This is a genomic window from Promicromonospora sp. NPDC050262, from assembly GCF_040655935.1.
In the GTDB taxonomy this organism is placed as follows: domain Bacteria; phylum Actinomycetota; class Actinomycetes; order Actinomycetales; family Cellulomonadaceae; genus Promicromonospora.
The window spans coordinates 92,848-111,559 of record NZ_JBFAKX010000015.1 but is presented as its reverse complement, the minus strand read 5'-3'; the positions used below and the strand labels follow the sequence as shown (position 1 = coordinate 111,559).

Sequence of the window (18,712 nt, the reverse complement as noted above, 5' to 3'; positions counted from 1 at the left end):
CTGTGACCTGGGCTACGACGTGGTGGGGCGGGGATTGTCGTCCGACGGCGGGGTCGCGCCAGGCGCCGACGACGGCGGGGCCGCCAGCCGGTCGGCGAGCTGCCGCCGCGACGTGACCCCGAGCTTCTGGAACACCTTGCGCAGGTGGTAGTCGACGGTGCTGGGACTGATGAACAGGTTCGCCGCGATCTCGGGGTTGGTGTGGCCGGCCGACGCGAGCCGCGCGACGGTGTGCTCCTGCGCCGTCAGACCGAAGCGCCGGGGCGGGGCGTCGACGTCCCCCGAGGCGCCGACGGCCGCCAGCTCCGCGACCGTCCGGGCGACGAACAGCTCGGCGCCGCTGTGATGGAAGTGCGCCAGGGCGAGCCGGAGCTGCTCGGCAGCGTCCCGCCGGCGCCGGGCCCGGCGCAACCACTCGCCGTAGACGAGGTGCGACCTGGCCCGGTCCATCTCCGCCCGGGTACCGCTCAGGGCCTCGACCGAGGCGACGTGGTGCCGCTCGGCGTCCTCGTCCGTCCCGGCCAGCGCCAGCGCCCGCTCGGCCACGCCGCGGCACCAGGGCGAGCCGTTCGCCTCCGCCAGCGAGGCCAGCAGCCTGGCGACCCGCGCCGCCTCCTCCGGGTGCCCGCTGCGCGCGGCCGCCTCGACGTAGTCCGGGTACTGGTCCGGCGTGACCTGCAGGAACGGGTCGGCGATCAGCGGGTTGAGCCGCTCGTACGCGTCCTGGTAGCCGCCCTCCGCGAGGTCCCGGACCGCGAGCGACGCGACGGCGGACGCCTCGACCCCGCCGAAGCCCGTGGCGGCGGCGCCCTCGGCGATCGCCCGCACCACGTCGCGGGGCGCCCCGCCCCACGCCATGACCGCGACGTTGGGCACGTTCTCGGCGTCGTACCCCATGGCCCGGCGCACCTCGCGGACCAGCTCGTCGTACGCGACGGCCCGCCGCAGGGTGCCGCCCCACAGCTCCGAGAGCGCCATCACCCACAGGAGCGTGTCGAGCACCTGCAGGGCCCCGGAGTCGCGCGCCGCCTGGGCCGCACGGTCGAGCGCGGCGGCGCGCCCGGCGTCGTCCCAGAGGAACGTGCCCAGGGACGCGATGGCCGTGCCCATGTGCATCATCCGGTCGTCGGGGAGCGCGAGGATCGCGGCCAGGGCCGCGCGCGCCGGGGCCACGGCCCGCGGGTACGGGTCGAGGACGACGGCGCCCAGCCCCCGCAGGATGTCCGACGTCGGGCCGCCGGCCAGGTCGGCGCCCGCCGCCAGGCGGCGGCCCAGATGCTCCAGGGTGACCCCGCTCATCAGGCGCTCGGCCGTGCAGCAGCTCTCGAACGCCCGCAGGAGCGCCACCTGCTCCCGCTCGGCGTCCTGCCCGTGGAACGCGTCGGCGGCGCGCAGGTTCGCCGCGGTGGCGCCGCGCACCCCCTCGGTGTCGGCGGTGAACAGGCTGAGCGCGGTGCGTACGGCCAGGGCGCGGCCCTGGGTCACGGGGTCCACGGCGGGCAGGTCGATCTCGCCCACGAGCCGCTGGGCCACGTGGGCGGCGCCCACGGCCAGCGCGGCCTCGGCCGCGCCGACCTGGCGCGCGTCGCGGACGGGGCCGGGCGCGGTCAGCTCGGCCGCCCGCGTCAGGATGGTCGCGCGCGAGGCGAGGCCGCCGCGCCGCGCGGCCAGGTCCGCGGTGTGCGCCAGCCGGTCGGCGACGGCGGGGTCCGTGCCCATGACGGTGCGCGCGGCGTGCCAGGCCTCGGTTTCGACCATGCCGAGCCCCTCGGCCGCCCGCGCCAGCGCCCCGTGCATCCGGCGCAGCTCGGCGCCGGGCGCGGCGTTGTAGACGGCGGAGCGCACCAGCGGGTGCCGGAACCGCACGACGGGCTGCAGCTCCACCAGGCCGGCCACCTCGGCCCGGTCGCCGTCGTCGGGTCCCAGGCCCAGGTCGGCGGCCGCCGCGGTCACGAGGTCGATGTTGCCCGTCGAGTCCGCCGCGGCCAGCAGCACCCAGGTCTGCACGCGCGGGTCGGCCCGGCGCACCTGCCGCACGTAGTGCTCCTCCAGGTGCCGGCCGACGGGCACGGGCGCCCCGCCGAGGCCCAGGTCCGGGAGCTCGTGCACCAGGGCGTCGCCCGCCAGGTCGATGAGGGCCAGCGGGTTGCCGCCGGTCGCGCGGGCGATGGCGGCGGCCGCCGACGGCGCGAGCGGCCGCTCGGCCGACCGGTTCAGCAGCTGCGCCGCCGCCTCGGGGTCGAGGCCGGTCAGGCCGAGCCGCGGCACCCCGCCCATCCGCTCGGCGAAACCGCCGTCGTCCCGGGCCGCGAACACGACCGCCGCGTTCTCGACCGCGAGGCGCCGGGCCACGAAGGCGAGGGCGTCCAGGCTCTCGGCGTCGATCAGGTGCGCGTCGTCGACCACGCACACCACCGGGGTCCTGGCCCCGGCCGCGGCCAGGAGCCCGAGCACGCCGAGGCCCACCAGGAACCGGTCCGGGGCCGGCCCGTCCGCCTGGCCGGACGCCACCCGCACCGCCTGCCGCTGCCGCTCCGGGAGACCCTCGCAGTGTTCGCGGAGCAGGGAGACGAGCCGTTGCACGGCCGCGAACGGGATGGTCGACTCCGACTCGTACCCGTCCAGGTGGATCGTGGCGAGGCCCGGGGCCCGCGTCGCCGCGGTCAGCAGGCAGGTCTTGCCGATGCCCGGCTCGCCCAGGACCAGCAGCGATCCGCCCCGGCCGTTGCGCGCACCCCCGAGCAGCGTGGCCAGCCGACGCAGCTCCTCGTCGCGCCCCACGGGGGCGGCGGCGGTCTCCATGCGCCCCACGGTATGGCCGACGGCGAGGGACTACGTGGTTCACGTGGTCCATATCACCCGGCTTGCTGCGGATGATCTTTGGTGTCCGTACCACGACAGGAGACATACCGATGACCAGGAGACGCTTCACCCGCCCCACTGCACTGGTCGCAGCGCTCGCCACGGCGCTGCTCGCACTCTCCACCATGTCCGGCGCGACGGCGCCGGCCGGCACCCACGGTTCGTCCGGCGGGCATCCGGGAGGCCATCCCGGCGGAGGTGACAAGCCCACGATCGTGCTCGTGCACGGCGCGTTCGCCGACTCCAGCGGCTGGGCGGGGGTGACCGAACGGCTGACCGACCGCGGCTACCCGGTCCTGGCCTTCTCCAACCCGCTGCGCGGACCGATCTCCGACAGCGAGTACCTGCGCCTGTTCCTCGACACGATCGAGGGGCCGATCGTGCTGGTGGGCCACTCCTACGGCGGCGCGGTCATCACCAACGCGGCGACCGGCGACCCCGACGTCGAGGCCCTGGTCTACGTGGCGGGCTTCGCGCTCGCCGAGGGTGAGACCGTCGCCGACGCCAACGCACTGGGCGGTGCCGAGCCGCCCGAGGTGATCGACCACCTCGTGCTGCGCCCCTACCCGGGCGCGCCGGAGAACGACGCGGACGCGTACATCGACCCCGTCTGGTTCCCGCGGCTCTTCGCCCAGGACCTGCCGCGCGACACCGCGGAGTTCATGGCCGTGAGCCAGCGCCCGGCCACGCTCAGCTCGCTGGTCATCCCGTCGGGCCCGCCCGCCTGGGAGGACATCCCGAGCTGGTACATCGTGGCCAAGAACGACCGCATCATCCCGCCCGAGGCGGAACGGGCGATGGCCGAGCGCGCCGGCTCCACGACGACCGAGCTCCGCAGCGGGCACGCCGCCATGGTGAGCCAGCCGGGCGCCGTCACCAAGGTCATCCTGGACGCGGCCCGCAACAGCTGACGTCTTGTCCGCCGCCTGGGTGCTGGTTCCCAGGCGGCGGGCAGCGGGTGATCAGGTGACTTTCGTTGCCCTTTTCGCCCGCTCTCTCCAGAGTGTCACGTGGCCCTCGCTCGTGGGTCAGTGGTCGCGCCCCGCACGGAGCGCTTGCACCCCGGAGGCAAGATGCACAGTCGCATGCCAACCAGACGCGCGCCGATCGCTCTCGCAGCGGTCGGCGTTCTGCTGGCCACCACGGTGAGCGTGACCCCCGCGCTCGCGAGCACACCGGCGCCCACGGGGGCGCAGGAGGCCGGCACGGTCGCCGCCGACGTGCCGGACCGCGCCGCCGACAAGCTCACGCCCGGCGTGCAGACGCGGCTGGAGACCAAGGAGACCGCCGACTTCTGGATCCGGTTCGCCGACGCGCCGGACCTCGCGCCGGCCAAGGCGATCACCGACTGGGACGAGCGCGGCCAGTTCGTCTACGACGAGCTGACCCGCACGGCCACGGCGTCGCAGTCCGGCGTCGTCGCCGACCTGAAGGCCGCCGGCGTGGACTACGAGTCCTACTGGATCAGCAACGCGATCCTCGTGCAGGACGGCACGCAGGAGCTCGCCGAGCGGGTGGCCGCCAGCCGCGAGGTCGAGCAGGTGCACGAGCGGTTCGCGGCGCAGCCCGTCGAGCCAGTGGAGCGCAAGGCCGCGACCGAGCGCGCGCCGCTCGCGACGGAGTGGGGCCTGGACGCCATCGGCGCCCCCGACGTGTGGGACCTCGGGTTCACCGGTGAGGGCATCACCGTGGCGAACATCGACTCCGGCGTCGACGTGGAGCACCCGGCACTCCTGGAGCACTACCGCGGCTACCTGGGCGAGGGCGGCCTGAGCAACGACTACAACTGGTTCGACGCCGGCGGCTTCTGCGACGGCTCGCCGTGCGACGGCGACGCCCACGGCACGCACGTCATGGGCACCATGGTGGGCGACGACGGCGCGGGCAACCAGGTCGGCGTCGCACCGGGCGCCGACTGGATCGCGGCCAACGGCTGCGCCTCCTGCTCCGACGCCGACCTGCTCGCCTCGGGCCAGTGGATCCTGGCGCCGACGCGGAGCGACGGCTCGGACCCCGACCCGTCCCAGCGCCCGCACGTCGTGAACAACTCGTGGGGCCAGCAGGCGCCCGGCGCCATCGACGACTTCCTGTCGGAGGAGATCGCCGCCTGGGAGGCGGCGGGCATCTTCGGCGCGTGGGCCGCGGGCAACGCGGGCGAGGCGGGCTGCCAGTCGACGTCGTCCCCGGGAGCCAACGTGGCCACCTACGCGGCCGGCGCGTTCGGGGAGTCCGGCGAGATCGCCGGGTTCTCCTCGCGCGGCCCGGGCGCCGACGGCGTGACCAAGCCGAACCTGGCCGCCCCCGGCGACAACGTGCGCTCGTCCGTGCCCGGCGGCGACTACGCCGAGTTCAGCGGCACGTCCATGGCGTCGCCGCACCTCGCGGGCGCCGTGGCGCTGCTGTGGAGCGCGGCCCCGGTCCTGGTGGGCGACATCGAGGGCACCCAGGCCCTGCTGGACCAGACCTCGGTCGACGTGGCCGACGACACCTGCGGCGGCACCGCCGCCGACAACAACGTGTGGGGCGAGGGCAGGCTCGACGTCGCGGCGCTCGTCGCGGCCGCGCCGACCGACGGCTACGGCTTCGTCTCGGGCACCGTGACCGACGCCGACGGCGAGCCCGTCGGCGGGGCCCGCGTGACCACGGGCGACCGCTCGGACACCACCGACGCCGAGGGCGCGTTCCGTCTGGGCCTGGAGGAGGGCGCGCACGACCTGGCGGTCTCGGCCTTCGGGTACCTGGACGCCACGGCGCAGGCCGACGTCGTCGAGGGCGAGACCGTGACGGTGGACGTGAGCCTGGAGGCCGCGCCCACGACCACCGTGAGCGGCACCGTCACCGACGGTTCCGGGCACGGCTGGCCGCTCGACGCCCAGATCACGGTGCAGGGCGCGCCGAGCGGCGTCGCCGCCTGGACCGACCCGTTCACGGGGGAGTACTCGCTGGAGCTGCCGCAGTCGGCCACGCACACCCTGGTGGTGCAGCCGTCCGTGGCGGGGTACGCGACCTTCACACAGGACGTCGAGGTGGGCACCGGGCCGACGTCGGCCGACGCCGCGCCGGCCGTGCTCGCCGAGTGCACCGCGCCCGGCTACGCCCTGACCGGGGCGGGCGCCGGGGTCGAGGAGTTCGAGTCGGGCGACGTGCCCGAGGGCTGGACGGTCGAGGACCTGGCGGGCACCGAGCAGGTCTGGACGTTCGACGACCGGTTCGAGTCGTCCAACCAGACCGGCGGCGAGGGCCTGTTCGCCGAGGTGAACAGCGACGCCTACGGCGAGGGCGGCTCGCAGGACACGACGCTCACCTCGCCGTCCTACGACCTGAGCGGCCTCGACGCGCCGCTGCTGACGTTCGACCAGGCGTACGGCGCGTTCTTCGACTACGCCGACGTGGACCTCAGCCTCGACGGCGGCGAGACGTGGGAGACGGTGCTGCACCAGACCTCCGACGCCCTGGGCCGCACGGTCGTGCCGCTGCCGGGCGCGGGCGGCGAGCCCGACGTGCGAGTCCGGTTCCACTACGGCGACGCCGTGTACGCCCTGTTCTGGCAGGTCGACAACGTCTCGGTCGGCTCGTGCGAGCCGGTCGACGGCGGCCTCGCAGCCGGGTTCGTCCGCGACCTCAACACCGGTGACGGGGTGAACGGCGCCACGGTGACGGCGGGGGAGCAGAGCGTCCGGACCGCCGACCCCGAGAACCCGTCGGTCGACGCCGGCTACTACTCGCTGTTCTCCCCGGCCACGGGCGAGCAGCAGGTCGGCTACGCGGCCAAGGACTACGAGTCCGCCCAGGCCACGGTGCCGGTCGTCGCCGACGCGATCACCCGGCAGGACGTGGAGCTCGCGGCCGCGCTGCTGACGGTCTCGCCGGGCGAGCTGCACCGCGAGGTGCGGCTCGGCGGCACCCGGTCCGGCTCGTTCACCGTGACGAACGAGGGCACCGCGCCCGCGGACGTCGAGGTGGCGCCGGCGTCGTCCGACTTCGAGATCCTCGGGGCCGCGTCGGGCACCGGCGTCATCAGGGGAGCCTCCGGCGAGGTGACCGAGGTGAGCACGGCGCCGTCGTCGGGCGGAAAGGACGCCCAGGGTGTGGCCGCCGCGGAGGACGGCGGCCTGGCCCGGAACGGGGAGCACCCCGGGCGCACGGTGACGCCGTCCGCCCCGCCGGCGCTGCTCGCGGACGGGACCACCATCACGCACTCCTCGTCGCAGGACATCACGCTGGGCAACTCCGTGGCCTGCGTGGGCAGCCAGACGCAGTGGCTGCGCGCGTTCACGCTGGAGGACTTCGACATCCAGGGCGAGTTCGCGGTGACCGACGTGTCCTTCGGCGTGGAGACCGCGGCGGCGGACACGGACGTCACGGTCAACCTGTACGAGCTCGACGGGGACTTCGTCTACGCGAACATGACGAAGGTCGGCACGGCCGACGTCACCCTGGAGGCGCAGGAGCTCACGCTGGTCGACGTGCCGGTCACCGGCACCGCGTCCGGCACGCTCGTGGTCGAGGTGGTCAGCGCCGGGGACTTCTTCATCGGGTCCAACGCGGAGCCGGAGACGGCGCCGTCGTACCTGGCCTCCGACGACTGTGGCAACCCCGACCCCGCGACGGTCGAGGAGCTCGGCTTCCCGGACATGCACACGGTGCTCAACGTGACCGGTGAGACCTCGGTCGACGTGCCGTGGCTCGACGTCCAGCCGCCGGCGTTCACGCTGGCCCCGGGTGCGTCGGCCAAGGTGTTCGTGGACCTCGACAGCAGCCGGGTGGACCAGCCGGGCACCTATACCTCGGCCGTCGTGGCCGACGGCGGCACGCCGTACGCCGAGCCCCGGGTCCAGGTGTCGCTCGCGGTGACCCCGCCGGCGAGCTGGGGCAAGATCGCCGGCACGGTGACGGGAGCGACCTGTGACGACGGGACCGTCCCGCTCGACGGTGCGTTCGTGGTCATCGACGGGTCTGAGTACGACGTCACGCTGGTGACCGGGCCGGACGGCGGCTACGCCCGCTGGATGGGGGTCTCGAACAACCGGCTGACGCTGCTCAGCTCGGCGACGGGCTACCCGCCGGAGTCGAAGAACGCGCGCATCGTCAAGGGCCGGACGGTGGTGCACGACTTCGAGCTGGACGAGTACTGCGGCTGACGGTCCGCAGGGAGGAACCGCGAGAGCGCCTGCCCGTCCGGCGCCGGGGACATCCCGGCGCCGGACGGGCAGGCGCTCTCCTTCGCGGTACCGTCACGGTGCGCTCCACACCGTTCGTCGTCAGCTCGCGGTCCGCGGTCGACGTCACACCCGCGCGCACCGGGTCGAACCGCACCCACACCCGGAAGCGAGTGCCGTCAGCGTGCCCGGACGGCGTCCCGGCGGCTGCGGGACCAGGTGGTGATCCCGAGGGCCAGCGCCAGGACCGCCGCGACCGCGGGGACCAGCAGGGCGCGCTGGTAGTCGACCGCCCCCGCGGCCGTGGCGTGGCCGTCCACCAGCACGATCGTGGCGGCCGTGACGCCCAGCGCGGCGCCGAACTGGAACGCCGTGTAGACGACGCCGCCGGCCACGCCGTGCTCCGACTCGGCCAGACCCGCCGTCGCCGCGGCGGTCAGCGGGCCGTACACCAGGGCGAACATGACCGCGACCAGCAGCAGGGACGGCAGCAGGTCGAGATAGCCCCACGTCCCGTCGAGGCGCAGGGCCAGGACGAACGCCGCCGCACCGGCCAGCAGGCCCGCCACCAGCACCGGGACGCTCCCGAACCGCTGGACCAGCCGGTGCGTGAGCAGCGGCGCGATGATCATGTCGGCGCCCATGACGGCGAACACCAGCCCCGTCGCGACGGGCGACCACCCGCGGTACTCCTGCAGGTACAGCGTGATCAGGAACTGGAACGCGAAGAACGCGCCGATCACCAGCAGCCCCGCGAGGCTCGCGCGCAGCAGGAGGCCCTCGCGGAGCACGGCGAGGCGCAGCAGCGGGTCGGCCGCCCGGCGCTCGATCAGCACGAACGCGCCGGCCAGCACCGCCGCTGCCACGAACGACGCGACCCCGGCGACGACGTCGCCGCCCTCGCCCAGCGCGACGACCCCGTAGATGAGCGCGACCATCGCGGCCGTGAGCGTGATCGCGCCGCCCACGTCGAACCCGCCGCGCGGCCCCTCGGCGGGCTCGTCCGGCCGGATGAGCAGCCGCCCGGCGACCCAGAGCGCGGCGCCCACGATCACCGGCGCGAAGAACACCCAGCGCCACCCCGCGTCGGTGAGGAACCCGCCCGCCACGACGCCGAGCGTGAACCCGCCCGCGCCGATGGCCCCGTAGATCGCCAGCGCCCGGTCGCGCAGCGGGCCCTCGGGGTAGCTGGTGGTCAGCAGGCTGAAGCCCGCCGGCGTCATGAACCCCGCGGTGGCCCCGGTGACGAACCGGGCGACGACCAGCACCCAGGCGTCGTCGGCCAGGCCGCCGAGCCCGGAGAACACGACGAACACCGCGAGGGCGACCAGGAAGGTGCGGCGCCGGCCCACGAGGTCGGCCGTGCGGCCGCCGAGGATCATGAACCCGCCGTAGGCCAGCACGTAGGCGCTGATCACCCAGTGCGCGTCGGCGGTCGCCAGGCCGATGTCCGCGGCGATGGCCGGCACGGCGACGTTGAGCATCGCGATGTCGATGCCCTCCAGGAAGAGCGCGCCGCAGACGACGGCGAGCACTCCCCAGCCCGTCCGCGTCGCGGTGGTCGGTCGTGCGACCGCACTCGTGTCCGTCACAGGGATCTCCTCGCTCAGGTCCGGCATGGTTACCACTTGTAACCATGACGATCGTTGGGCACGATCGACGGATGGCACAAGAAGGCACTTCGACGTCACCGGGTTCCCTCGAGGTAACCGCCGCGGAGCTGGCGGAGTGCCGGGCGGACCGCGACCCGTTCCAGTGGGACGTGCGTGAGGACTGCCAGGTGCGGCAGATCCTGGACCGCATCGCCGACAAGTGGTCCCTGCTGGTCATCGCGCTGCTGGACGAGAAGAAGCTCCGGTTCGGCGAGCTGGGCCGCGAGATCGACGGCATCAGCAAGCGCATGCTCACCGTCACGTTGCGCAACCTCGAGCGCGACGGCCTGGTGAGCCGCGCGGTCTACCCCGAGGTCCCGCCGCGCGTGGAGTACGAGCTCACCGCCCTGGGCCGCACCCTGCTCGCGACGACGCAGGCGCTGGTGTCCTGGACGGAGGAGCACCAGGACCAGATCGCTCAGGCCCGCGAGGCGTTCGAGGCGGCCAACGGCGGCGTCACCGTCTGAAGAGGTCCGGCGGGCCGGTCAGATCCGGTCCCACGGGACCGCGGCCAGGCGGTCGACGACGGCGGTCAGGAGCGGGCCGGCGTCGGGCAGCGGGACGTCGTCGATCGAGGCGACGGCGACCACCCCGATGGAGTTGACGAGGAACGCACCGGCGAAGCCGGCGGCGTCGGCGAGCGGGACGAGCCTGCGGGACGACGGCGTCGTGGCCTCGACCAGGCGCATCGCGGTGCCGTGGAGCCAGGGGGCCTCCGGCCAGACGACGGCGCCGTCCGGCTCCAGGAAGCCGATGTTGGCGATCGACGACTCCGCGACGGCGCCGTCGGGCGTGGTGAGCAGGGCGTCGTCGTACCCGTCGAGGCCGACGCGGCGGGCCCACTCGATCTGGGCGAAGCCGCCCAGGTGCTTGAGGTGGGCGAACGGCCGCAGGTAGGGGACCGACCGCAGTCGCTGCGGCGTGGCGGGCGGATGGTGGGGCTCGGCCACCGTGACCACGACGTGCTCGGCGTGGCGCAGGACGACACGCACCGACGCGTCGGGCGTGCCGTCCAGCGCGTGCCGCACCAGGTCGCGGACCCGCTCCGCCTCCAGCGGCCGGCCGAAGAGCTCACGGTGCGCGTCGTCGAGCCGGGTCAGGTGGTGGGCCAGGCCCTGGACCCCGCCGTCCCGCACCTGCATGGCCGTGAAGTGGCCGTAGGTGCTGAACAGGTCGCTGGGCGCCGCGGGGCGGCCGTCGGTCTCGATGCGCACCCTCGGACCCTAGCCCGCCGTCATGCGGTGACGGCGGCGTGGGACGTGGCCCAGGTGAGGGCCTGGTCCGCGATCTCCTCCCAGCCGGGCTGGGAGACGAGCCGGTGCGTGCGGCCGGCGTACTCCTTGTACTCGACCACGGCGGGGCTGTCCGTGGCGGCGTACTTGGCCACGATCGCCTTGCCGATGGCCGGCGGGACCACGTTGTCGATGCCGCCGGTGATCACCAGGAGCGGCGCGCGGTCGGCGCGGGCGTAGTCGACGTGGGTCACGCCGTTCTTCTCGTTCATGGTGGAGGCCACGCCCTCGAAGAGGACCCGGTTGTAGGACGGGACGGCGAGCTGCTCCCAGAGCGCGTCCGACTCGGCGCGGGAGAGGTCGTTGCCGAAGGTGAAGTGGAAGTGCCCCTTCGAGATCGGCTTGACGCCGTTGCGGTTGAACGGGTTGGACAGGATCGGCAGGCCCGTGCGGAACGTCGAGGCAGGCAGCGTGGAGATCCCGGCCGTCTGCCCGGGGGCGACGCCGACGTAGGCGGCGCCGAGTCCGCGGTCGGCCAGCATCTGGGTGATGACGCCGCCGAACGAGTGGCCCATGATGATCGGCTTCACCGGCAGGGCGCGGATGATGCGCTCGTAGTGGTCGGTGATCTCCTTGAGGCCGATGCCGCGCAGCGGCGCGGGGTTGGTGCGGATGTCCTGCACGCTGCGGTCGTCGATGCCGGGCCAGCCCGGGACGATCACCTCGTGGCCCGCGGCGCGGAACCGCTCTGCCCAGGTGTCCCAGCTCGCGGGGGTCATCCAGAGGCCGTGGATCAGGACGATCGGGAGCTTCTCCGGGGTGGTGCCGGCGGCGCTGCTGGTGGTGTCGGGGGTGGCGTTCATGGCGGGCTCCTCAGGTTCGGTGGGCCGGGCTCCCGGTCCGTCGGCAGGAAGAACGATCGTTCTTTCTCTGTTATTCCAGAAAGGTACGCCCGCACCCGGCCGGCGTCAATGCCCAAGGAGAAAGATCGTTCTATGCTGACTGACATGGCACCCAGATCCACTGCCTCCCGCGCCCCGCGCAAGACCGCCGAAGGAGGCTCCGAGGCGCGCGAACGCCTGCTGCGCACCGCGTCCGAGCTGTTCTACGCCGAGGGCATCCACGTGGTCGGCGTCGACCGCATCGTCGCCGCTGCCGGCGTCACGCGCGCCACGTTCTACCGGCACTTCCCGAGCAAGGAGGACCTGGTCGAGGCCTACCTCGGCGTGGAGGACGCGAACCTGCGCGCCGCGCTCGACGGCGCCGCCTCGGCGACCGACGACCCGGTCGAGCTCGTGGGCCTGCTCATCGAGGGCATCGCCGAGGACGTCGCCCGCCACCACACCCGCGGCTGCCCCTTCATCAACGCCGCCGCGGAGTACCCCGACGCCGACAGCGGGGTGCGGCGCGCCGTCGACACGCACCGCGCCTGGTTCCGGGGCGCGCTCGAACAGGTGCTCACCGCCGCCGGCGTCGACGACGCCGTGACGCGCGCCGGGCAGCTCGTGCTGCTGCGCGACGCCGCGCTGGTCGGCGGCTACCTCGACGGCTGGGACAACGTGCGCGTGGCCTTCGTCAGCGCCGCCCGCCAGGCGGCGGGGCTGGACCCGGCGGCGTAGGGCGACGCGCCGGTCCGGCAAGCCACATACCGGACTTCCCTGTGCCGAGCGTTGACCCATATCCTGGCGTCCGTCGTACGACCGTCACGAGGGGGAACGGCCTGATGAACGCACCCGACGCAGGACGGGGGACCGCGCGCGGAGTGCGCGGCGTCCTCGCGGCGTCGGCGGCGACCCTCGTGGCCCTCGCCTCGCACCTCGCCGGCGGCGGGGACGTCCCGGGCTGGCTCGGGATCCTCGTGCCCTGGGTGCTCTCGCTCCCCGTCTGCACGGCCCTGGTCGCCCGGCGGCTCACGCTGCCGCGGCTCTCGGTCTCGGTCGCGGCGAGCCAGCTCCTGTTCCACCTGCTCTTCCAGCTCGGCACCCCGGTCGGCACGCTCCAGGCCGTCGCAGACCCGCACGGGGCCCACGGCGGGCACGGGGACATGGCGCCGCTCGCGACGTCGGGCGCGCCGGTCCAGACGGCGCTGCTGCACGGCGGGCCGTCGATGTGGCTCTGGCACGGGATCGCCGCGGCGGTCACCGTCGTGGTGCTGCACCGCGGGGAGCTGCTGCTGCGGCGCCTGCGCGAGCTGGGCAGCCGGATGGCGGCCTGGCTGCTGCGCGCGTGGGTCGTCCTCGACCGCCCGATCTCCTTCGTGGCGCCCGCCCGCTCCGGCGTGCCCGCCGAGACCTTCCGCCCGCTCCACCCGGGTCCCCAGCTCTCACCCCTCCTGCGGAGGGGACCTCCCGCACCGCACGCGGTCTGAGCCCTGCCCCACGGGCGCACGTGTGCCCGTGGGCTGTTCCGTGCGTGCCGACGTCGATCCATGACGTCCGAGGAGAGGTCTCTTCATGCCCCGAACCCGTCCGCTCGTGGCCGGGCTGGCGGTGGCCGTCGTCGCACTGTGCGCGACCGCGGCCCCGGCGTCCGCCCACGACAAGCTGGTCTCCAGTGATCCGGCGTCCGACCAGGTGCTCCAGGAGGCGCCCGCCGAGGTGTCCCTGACGTTCTCGGCCGACGTCCTGGACATGGGCGCCGCCGTGGTCGTCACCGACGGCGGCGACACCGACTGGGTGTCCGCCGCGCCCGCGATCGACGGGCCCACCGTCACGGCCGTCCTGGATCCCGGGCTGCCGGACGGCGGCTACGAGATCCGCTGGCGGGTCGTGTCCTCCGACGGGCACCCCATCACGGGGATCGTCCCGTTCGCCGTCGGCGACGGCGAGGAGGCGGGGGCGAGATCCGCCGCCGGGCCTGCCGGGGACGATGTCTCGGGTGCCGGTACGCAGAGCAGCACGCAGAACCAGACCGCACGAGAGGACGAGGGGCCCTGGCGGGTCGTCCTCGTCGGTGCGGGCGGGGCCGCCGTCGCGGCGGCCCTGTTCGCGCTGGTCCACGTTCTCCGCCGCCGCAGGGATGCGGCCGGCCCCGACGACTCCGGGAACACCCCGGACCCGTCGGGAACGATGTGAGAGGTACTGCTGTGCACAACCGAACGATGAACAACCGCCTGACCGACCGCCGGGGCAGATCCACGACCGCCGGTCTCGGCGTCGTCCTCGCCGCGCTGGCCCTGGCGGGCTGCGCCACCGCGGACGCCGCGGACGACGACGGCGGCTCCGCCGCGCTCGCCGCGCAGGGCGTGACCCTGAGCGACGCGTGGGTCAAGGCCGCCGACTCCGGGATGTCCGCCGCGTTCGGCGGGCTGACCAACTCCGGCGCGCAGGACGTCACGGTCGTCTCGGCGACCACCGAGGCCTCCTCGATGCTGGAGCTCCACGAGACGGTGGAGAACGAGACGGGCGAGCTGGTCATGCGGGAGATCGACGGCGGGTTCGTCATCCCCGCCGGGGACACGCTGACGCTCGAGCCGGGCGGCAGCCACATCATGCTCATGGACCTGGCCGACCCGCTGGAGGCGGGCGACGAGGTCACGTTCACGCTCACCTTCTCCGACGACTCGACCTACGAGTTCACGGCGCCCGTCAAGGACTACTCCGGGGCCAACGAGAACTACGTGGGCGGGGACACCGGGTCGGGTACGGACGGCTGATGACCGCGCCTGACCACGGTGCGCGCGCCGCGCGGTCGGGGTCGACCCGGCGGCAGTTCCTCCTCGGGGGAGCTGTCGCCGGCGTCGGCGCGGCCGCCGCGATCGGCGCCGACACCGCGCTGAACGCCTCGGCGGACCAGCCGCCGTCGGCGCCGCTGAACGGCGACCTGACCGTCCCCTTCCACGGGGCGCACCAGGCGGGGATCGACACCGCCGCCCAGGCGCACGGGCTCTTCGTCGCGCTCGACCTGCACGACGGTACGGACCGGGCGGACCTGACCCGGATGATGCGCATCCTCACCGACGACGCCGCCCGCCTCACCCAGGGCGTCCCGGCGCTCGCGGACTCCGAGCCGGAGCTGGCCGCCGCCCCCGCCCGGCTCACGGTGACGTTCGGCTTCGGGCCGCGGTTCGTCGAGCGGGCGCGGGGCACCGGCCCGGACTGGCTACGGCCGCTCCCGTCGTTCTCGATCGACCGGCTGGTGCCCGAGCTCGGCGACGGCGACCTGCTGCTCCAGATCGCGGCGGACGACCCGCTGACCGTCGCCCACGCGTCCCGCATGCTGCTCAAGGACACCCGCAGCTTCGCGTCCGTGCGCTGGACCCAGCAGGGGTTCCGGCGCGCGCACGGCACTGTCGCGCCGGGTACGACCATGCGAAACCTCTTCGGCCAGGTCGACGGCACGACCAACCCGGCCCCGGGCACTCCCGACTTCGACCGCGTGGTCTGGGCGGGAGAGGGGTGGCTCGCCGGCGGCACCGGCATGGTGGTGCGCCGCATCCGCATGGACCTCGACACGTGGGACGAGCTCGACCGGGGCGGCCGCGAGCAGTCGGTCGGCAGGTACCTGGCCGACGGCGCGCCGCTGACCGGCACGGACGAGTTCGACGAACCCGACTTCGCGGCCACCACCGCGATCGGGTTCCCCGTGATCCCGGAGTTCTCGCACCTGCGCCGCGCGCGCAGCGAGAACCCGGACGAGCGCATCTTCCGCAGGGCCTACAACTACGACGACGGCGGTGCCGGGGCGCAGGTCTCCGACGCCGGCCTGATCTTCGTCTCGTTCCAGGCGGACGTCGACCGACAGTTCGTCCCCCTCCAGCGCCGCCTGGACCAGCTCGACCTGCTCAACCAATGGACCGTGCCCATCGGCTCGGCCGTCTTCGCCATCCCACCCGGGTGCGGCGAGGGCGGATTCATCGGCGAATCCCTCCTCACCTGAAAGCAGGCCCCACATGACCGACACGATGACCGGCTCGGCCTCCGACGTCCCCACGGCCGACCCGTCACCACCCCGCCCCGGCCGTACGCCCTGGTTCGGCCCGCTGCTGCGGCGGCTGCACTTCTACGCGGGCCTCCTCGTGGGCCCGTTCATCCTGGTCGCCGCGACCAGCGGCGCCCTCTACGCGCTCGCGCCCGCCCTGGAGCAGGTGGTCTACGACCAGGAGCTGCACGCCCCGGTCGCCGACACGGCCCTGAGCCTGGGCGACCAGGTCGAGGTCGCCCAGGGCCAGGTCGGCGCCGACGCCGTGCTCACCGCCGTCCGCCCCGCACCCGAACCCGGCGACACCACCCGCGTGATGTTCGGCGAGGACGGCCTGGGCCCCAGCGAGTCCCGGGCGATCTTCGTCGACCCCGCGACCGGCGAGGTGCGCGGCGACCTGACCGTCTACGGCTCCAGCGGAGCGCTCCCGCTGCGGACCTGGATCTCCAACCTGCACCGCAGCCTGCACCTCGGCGATCCTGGCCGGCTGTACAGCGAGCTGGCCGCGTCCTGGCTCGGCATCGTCGTGGTGGCGGGGCTGATCCTGTGGATCAACCGGCTGCGCGCGTCCCGGCGGGCCGCCGGCGTCGCCCGGCCGAAGCGCCGGCAGACCGGGTACCGGCGCCTCCTGTCCTGGCACACCGCCGTGGGCGCCGTGGTGGTGCTGGGCGCGCTCTTCCTGTCCGTCACCGGGATCACCTGGTCCCAGTACGGCGGCGCCAACGTCGGCGCGCTGCGCAGCGACCTCGGCTGGACCACGCCCGCCCTGGACACGCAGCTGACCGGCGGCGCACCCGCCGAGGCGGACGAGCACGCCGGGCACGGCGGCGGCACCCCCGGGGCGGCCGGCGCGGTGGACCCCGCGACGTTCGACGCCGTGCTCGCGGTCGCCCAGGGCATCAACGTCAACACCGACGAGGTGGAGATCAAGCCGCCGACCGAGGCCGGCACCGCGTGGACCGTGCAGGAGAACAAGAGCGACGTACCCACCGAGGCCGACTCCGTGGCGGTCGACGGGACCACGCTGCAGGTGGTCCACCGGACCGACTTCGTGAGCTTCCCGCTGCCCGCCAAGCTCACCACGTGGGGCATCGACCTGCACATGGGTCTCCTGCTCGGCACGGTCAACCAGGTTCTGCTGTTCGTGCTCGCGTTCGGCATCGGCTCGATGGTGGTGCTCGGCTACCTGATGTGGTGGAGGCGGCGGCCCACGCGCGAGCCGCGCGGGCTGGGCGGCCCGCCCCCGCGGCGCGGGGTGCTCCAGGACACGCCGTGGTGGGGGCTCGCGGCGGTCGCCGCGGTGGCGATCACGGTGGGGACGTTCCTGCCGCTGGTCGGGTACACCCTCGTGGCGTTCGTCCTGGTGGACGTCGTCGTCGGGCTGGTCCAGGCACGGCGGGACCGGACGGGGGTCAGCGCCACGCCCTGACCTCGAACCCGGCGTCGGTGACCGCCGTCTCGACGCGGGTGCGGTCGACGGGCGAGAGGGTCCGGAACGTGACCAGGCCCGACGTCGCGTCGATCCGCACCCGCCAGACGCCGGGCACCGCGGACAGCTCGGTGAAGAGGGCGCGGCGGCAGTGCTCGCAGGTTCCGGTGTTCACGTACAGCTCGGTCGTGCGCACCGGAACCACCCCGCTCCACGTCCGCCTCTGGTCCCCAGAACCGTACAACATCTCTACATCATGTGGTACTGTCGGCGGCGGTTCGGCCGCTTCAACTTCTCGGGACGCGGGGGCGCCAGTGACGTCGGACCCAGCCGTGCAGTGGGCGGCGACAGTCATCTTCGGCACCCTGAGCGCCTGGTCGCTCTGGCGCCTGACCACGACCCGCCGGCTCCTCGTCGCGGCGAGCCACCTGTTCCACCTGGGCATGAGCCTCGCGATGGTGGTCATGGTCTGGCCGTGGTGGGTCCGCCTGCCGGCAGTGCCCCAGGTCGCCTTCTTCGCCGTGGGCGCCGCCTGCTTCGCGGCCGCCGCGGGCTGGTACGGCATCGACGCCCTGAGTCGTCCGGCAGGCAGCCGCGGCCCGACGCCGGACAGGCGGCGGGCGGGCCATCACGAGAGCGCCCGGTGCCAGGCGGCGCACGCCGTGATGATGCTCGCGATGGTGTGGGCGCTCGCGGTGATGACCCGGCACGGCGGACCTGCCGTCGGTCATGCGGCCGAGCACGCGGCCGTGCACGGGGCCGTGCCCGCGCCGCTGGACGCCCTGACGGCTGCCGGTGGTGCGGTGCTCGTCGTGCTGCTCGTGGTCGGGGGCGCGCTGTTCCTTGTCGCGGCGGTCCGGCACACACGTTCGGGTGGAGCCGCGCGCGACCGTGCCGGGCTCGACCACGCCGGCCTCGACCTGATGGCGGGCGGCCTGATGAGCTTCGGCACGGCCGCGATGTGCGGACTCATGCTCGCCGGCTGACCGAACCTGCACCCCGGGGGCCGAGTCGGACCTGGAGGTCGGCCCTGACCCCGCGAGCTCGGCTGGGCGAGGTCAGCCCGCGCGGCGGCGTCCGGCAGGCTGCTTGGGGCGCAGCGCCCGCTGCAGCATCTCGGCGTCCCGGGCGGTCAGGTGGTCGGCGAACCGGAGCAGGGCCTCCTCGCGGTCGCCGGTGCCCTCCAGCACCGAGAGCATCGCGGCACCGGCGCGCTCGCCGTCGGACCGGGTGGGCCGAAAGCGGACCTTGCGGGGGGAGGCCGCGATGCGGACCACCTCGCCCTTCTTCTCCAGGCGGTCGAGCACCGTCAGGAGCGTGGTGTAGGCCGGGACGTGCTCGTCCCCGAACCTCTCCTGGATCGCTCGTGCCCCGATCGCGTCCTCGTGGTCCCAGAGGATGCGCATGACCTCCGCCTCGAGCTGTCCGCGTGCGCGAGTCCTGCCTGACATAGTGCCC

The 18,712-nt window shown here is 74.1% G+C and carries 16 protein-coding genes; 10 read left to right on the top strand and 6 right to left on the bottom strand.

Features of this window, described 5'->3' with window-relative positions:
- Window positions 1-12: 12 nt before the first annotated feature.
- Window positions 13-2,802 carry an AAA family ATPase gene (locus AB0I29_RS21045; protein ID WP_357485368.1) on the bottom strand — a complete coding sequence of 930 codons (2,790 nt, stop codon included), beginning with the start codon at window positions 2,800-2,802 and terminating at the stop codon, window positions 13-15.
- A gap of 110 nt (window positions 2,803-2,912) precedes the next feature.
- Here AB0I29_RS21045 and AB0I29_RS21040 point away from each other — a divergent pair, with 110 nt between their 5' ends.
- On the top strand, window positions 2,913-3,773 hold the full coding sequence (locus tag AB0I29_RS21040) for an alpha/beta hydrolase (protein WP_285103105.1): 861 nt from the start codon (window positions 2,913-2,915) through the stop codon (window positions 3,771-3,773).
- A gap of 174 nt (window positions 3,774-3,947) precedes the next feature.
- Window positions 3,948-8,003: a S8 family serine peptidase gene (locus AB0I29_RS21035; RefSeq protein ID WP_357485364.1), complete on the top strand. Its 4,056-nt coding sequence runs from the start codon at window positions 3,948-3,950 to the stop codon at window positions 8,001-8,003.
- Window positions 8,004-8,200: 197 nt separating this feature from the next.
- Here the strand turns inward: AB0I29_RS21035 and AB0I29_RS21030 are convergent, their stop codons facing one another.
- Window positions 8,201-9,613 carry an MFS transporter gene (locus tag AB0I29_RS21030; RefSeq protein WP_357485361.1) on the bottom strand — a complete coding sequence of 471 codons (1,413 nt, stop codon included), beginning with the start codon at window positions 9,611-9,613 and terminating at the stop codon, window positions 8,201-8,203.
- A gap of 71 nt (window positions 9,614-9,684) precedes the next feature.
- On the opposite strand from AB0I29_RS21030, the gene AB0I29_RS21025 reads away from it, so the two are divergent.
- Window positions 9,685-10,140 carry a helix-turn-helix domain-containing protein gene (locus AB0I29_RS21025; protein WP_357485358.1) on the top strand — a complete coding sequence of 152 codons (456 nt, stop codon included), beginning with the start codon at window positions 9,685-9,687 and terminating at the stop codon, window positions 10,138-10,140.
- Between the two features lie 18 nt (window positions 10,141-10,158).
- Here the strand turns inward: AB0I29_RS21025 and AB0I29_RS21020 are convergent, their stop codons facing one another.
- Window positions 10,159-10,887, bottom strand: coding sequence for an aminotransferase class IV (locus AB0I29_RS21020; RefSeq protein ID WP_357485356.1), 729 nt, complete (start codon window positions 10,885-10,887; stop codon window positions 10,159-10,161).
- Between the two features lie 20 nt (window positions 10,888-10,907).
- Window positions 10,908-11,768: an alpha/beta hydrolase gene (locus tag AB0I29_RS21015; protein ID WP_285103115.1), complete on the bottom strand. Its 861-nt coding sequence runs from the start codon at window positions 11,766-11,768 to the stop codon at window positions 10,908-10,910.
- A gap of 144 nt (window positions 11,769-11,912) precedes the next feature.
- Between AB0I29_RS21015 and AB0I29_RS21010 the strand changes: the two genes are divergently transcribed.
- The 6 genes from AB0I29_RS21010 (at window position 11,913) to AB0I29_RS20985 (ending at window position 17,254) form a co-directional block, all read left to right on the top strand.
- The gene (locus AB0I29_RS21010) at window positions 11,913-12,524 is read left to right on the top strand and encodes a TetR/AcrR family transcriptional regulator (protein ID WP_285103117.1); all 612 of its coding nucleotides are present in this window, start codon (window positions 11,913-11,915) and stop codon (window positions 12,522-12,524) included.
- 104 nt (window positions 12,525-12,628) lie between these two features.
- A complete protein-coding gene (locus tag AB0I29_RS21005; protein ID WP_285103118.1) occupies window positions 12,629-13,273 on the top strand; it encodes a hypothetical protein in 645 nt (214 codons plus the stop codon).
- An 85-nt stretch (window positions 13,274-13,358) separates the two neighbouring features.
- Entirely contained in the window at window positions 13,359-13,979 is a 621-nt protein-coding gene (locus AB0I29_RS21000; RefSeq protein ID WP_357485350.1) for a copper resistance CopC family protein, read from the top strand.
- Window positions 13,980-14,005: 26 nt separating this feature from the next.
- On the top strand, window positions 14,006-14,560 hold the full coding sequence (locus AB0I29_RS20995; RefSeq protein ID WP_357485348.1) for a copper chaperone PCu(A)C: 555 nt from the start codon (window positions 14,006-14,008) through the stop codon (window positions 14,558-14,560).
- Complete coding sequence (locus AB0I29_RS20990) at window positions 14,560-15,783, top strand: Dyp-type peroxidase (protein WP_357485347.1); 1,224 nt, start codon at window positions 14,560-14,562, stop codon at window positions 15,781-15,783. Before AB0I29_RS20995 ends, AB0I29_RS20990 begins: the two co-directional genes overlap by 1 nt.
- A gap of 13 nt (window positions 15,784-15,796) precedes the next feature.
- On the top strand, window positions 15,797-17,254 hold the full coding sequence (locus AB0I29_RS20985) for a PepSY-associated TM helix domain-containing protein (protein ID WP_357485346.1): 1,458 nt from the start codon (window positions 15,797-15,799) through the stop codon (window positions 17,252-17,254).
- Here AB0I29_RS20985 and AB0I29_RS20980 read toward each other — a convergent pair.
- Window positions 17,238-17,450 carry a heavy-metal-associated domain-containing protein gene (locus AB0I29_RS20980; RefSeq protein WP_285103128.1) on the bottom strand — a complete coding sequence of 71 codons (213 nt, stop codon included), beginning with the start codon at window positions 17,448-17,450 and terminating at the stop codon, window positions 17,238-17,240. The two genes, AB0I29_RS20985 and AB0I29_RS20980, sit on opposite strands and share 17 nt — an antisense overlap.
- Window positions 17,451-17,568: 118 nt before the next feature.
- On the opposite strand from AB0I29_RS20980, the gene AB0I29_RS20975 reads away from it, so the two are divergent.
- A complete protein-coding gene (locus tag AB0I29_RS20975) occupies window positions 17,569-18,240 on the top strand; it encodes a DUF5134 domain-containing protein (protein ID WP_357485345.1) in 672 nt (223 codons plus the stop codon).
- A 72-nt stretch (window positions 18,241-18,312) separates the two neighbouring features.
- On the opposite strand, the gene AB0I29_RS20970 is transcribed toward AB0I29_RS20975, so the two are convergent.
- The gene (locus AB0I29_RS20970) at window positions 18,313-18,705 is read right to left on the bottom strand and encodes a BlaI/MecI/CopY family transcriptional regulator (RefSeq protein WP_285103132.1); all 393 of its coding nucleotides are present in this window, start codon (window positions 18,703-18,705) and stop codon (window positions 18,313-18,315) included.
- Between the last annotated feature and the right edge of the window lie 7 nt (window positions 18,706-18,712).

What these genes read in the sequence shown, in the direction of transcription:
- AB0I29_RS21045 (WP_357485368.1), bottom strand. Translation starts at nt 2,802, where the DNA reads ATGGAGACCGCCGCCGCCCCCGTGGGGCGCGACGAGGAGCTGCGTCGG.
- AB0I29_RS21040 (WP_285103105.1), top strand. Translation starts at nt 2,913, where the DNA reads ATGACCAGGAGACGCTTCACCCGCCCCACTGCACTGGTCGCAGCGCTC.
- AB0I29_RS21035 (WP_357485364.1), top strand. Translation starts at nt 3,948, where the DNA reads ATGCCAACCAGACGCGCGCCGATCGCTCTCGCAGCGGTCGGCGTTCTG.
- AB0I29_RS21025 (WP_357485358.1), top strand. Translation starts at nt 9,685, where the DNA reads ATGGCACAAGAAGGCACTTCGACGTCACCGGGTTCCCTCGAGGTAACC.
- AB0I29_RS21015 (WP_285103115.1), bottom strand. Translation starts at nt 11,768, where the DNA reads ATGAACGCCACCCCCGACACCACCAGCAGCGCCGCCGGCACCACCCCG.
- AB0I29_RS21010 (WP_285103117.1), top strand. Translation starts at nt 11,913, where the DNA reads ATGGCACCCAGATCCACTGCCTCCCGCGCCCCGCGCAAGACCGCCGAA.
- AB0I29_RS21005 (WP_285103118.1), top strand. Translation starts at nt 12,629, where the DNA reads ATGAACGCACCCGACGCAGGACGGGGGACCGCGCGCGGAGTGCGCGGC.
- AB0I29_RS21000 (WP_357485350.1), top strand. Translation starts at nt 13,359, where the DNA reads ATGCCCCGAACCCGTCCGCTCGTGGCCGGGCTGGCGGTGGCCGTCGTC.
- AB0I29_RS20995 (WP_357485348.1), top strand. Translation starts at nt 14,006, where the DNA reads ATGAACAACCGCCTGACCGACCGCCGGGGCAGATCCACGACCGCCGGT.
- AB0I29_RS20990 (WP_357485347.1), top strand. Translation starts at nt 14,560, where the DNA reads ATGACCGCGCCTGACCACGGTGCGCGCGCCGCGCGGTCGGGGTCGACC.
- AB0I29_RS20985 (WP_357485346.1), top strand. Translation starts at nt 15,797, where the DNA reads ATGACCGACACGATGACCGGCTCGGCCTCCGACGTCCCCACGGCCGAC.
- AB0I29_RS20970 (WP_285103132.1), bottom strand. Translation starts at nt 18,705, where the DNA reads ATGTCAGGCAGGACTCGCGCACGCGGACAGCTCGAGGCGGAGGTCATG.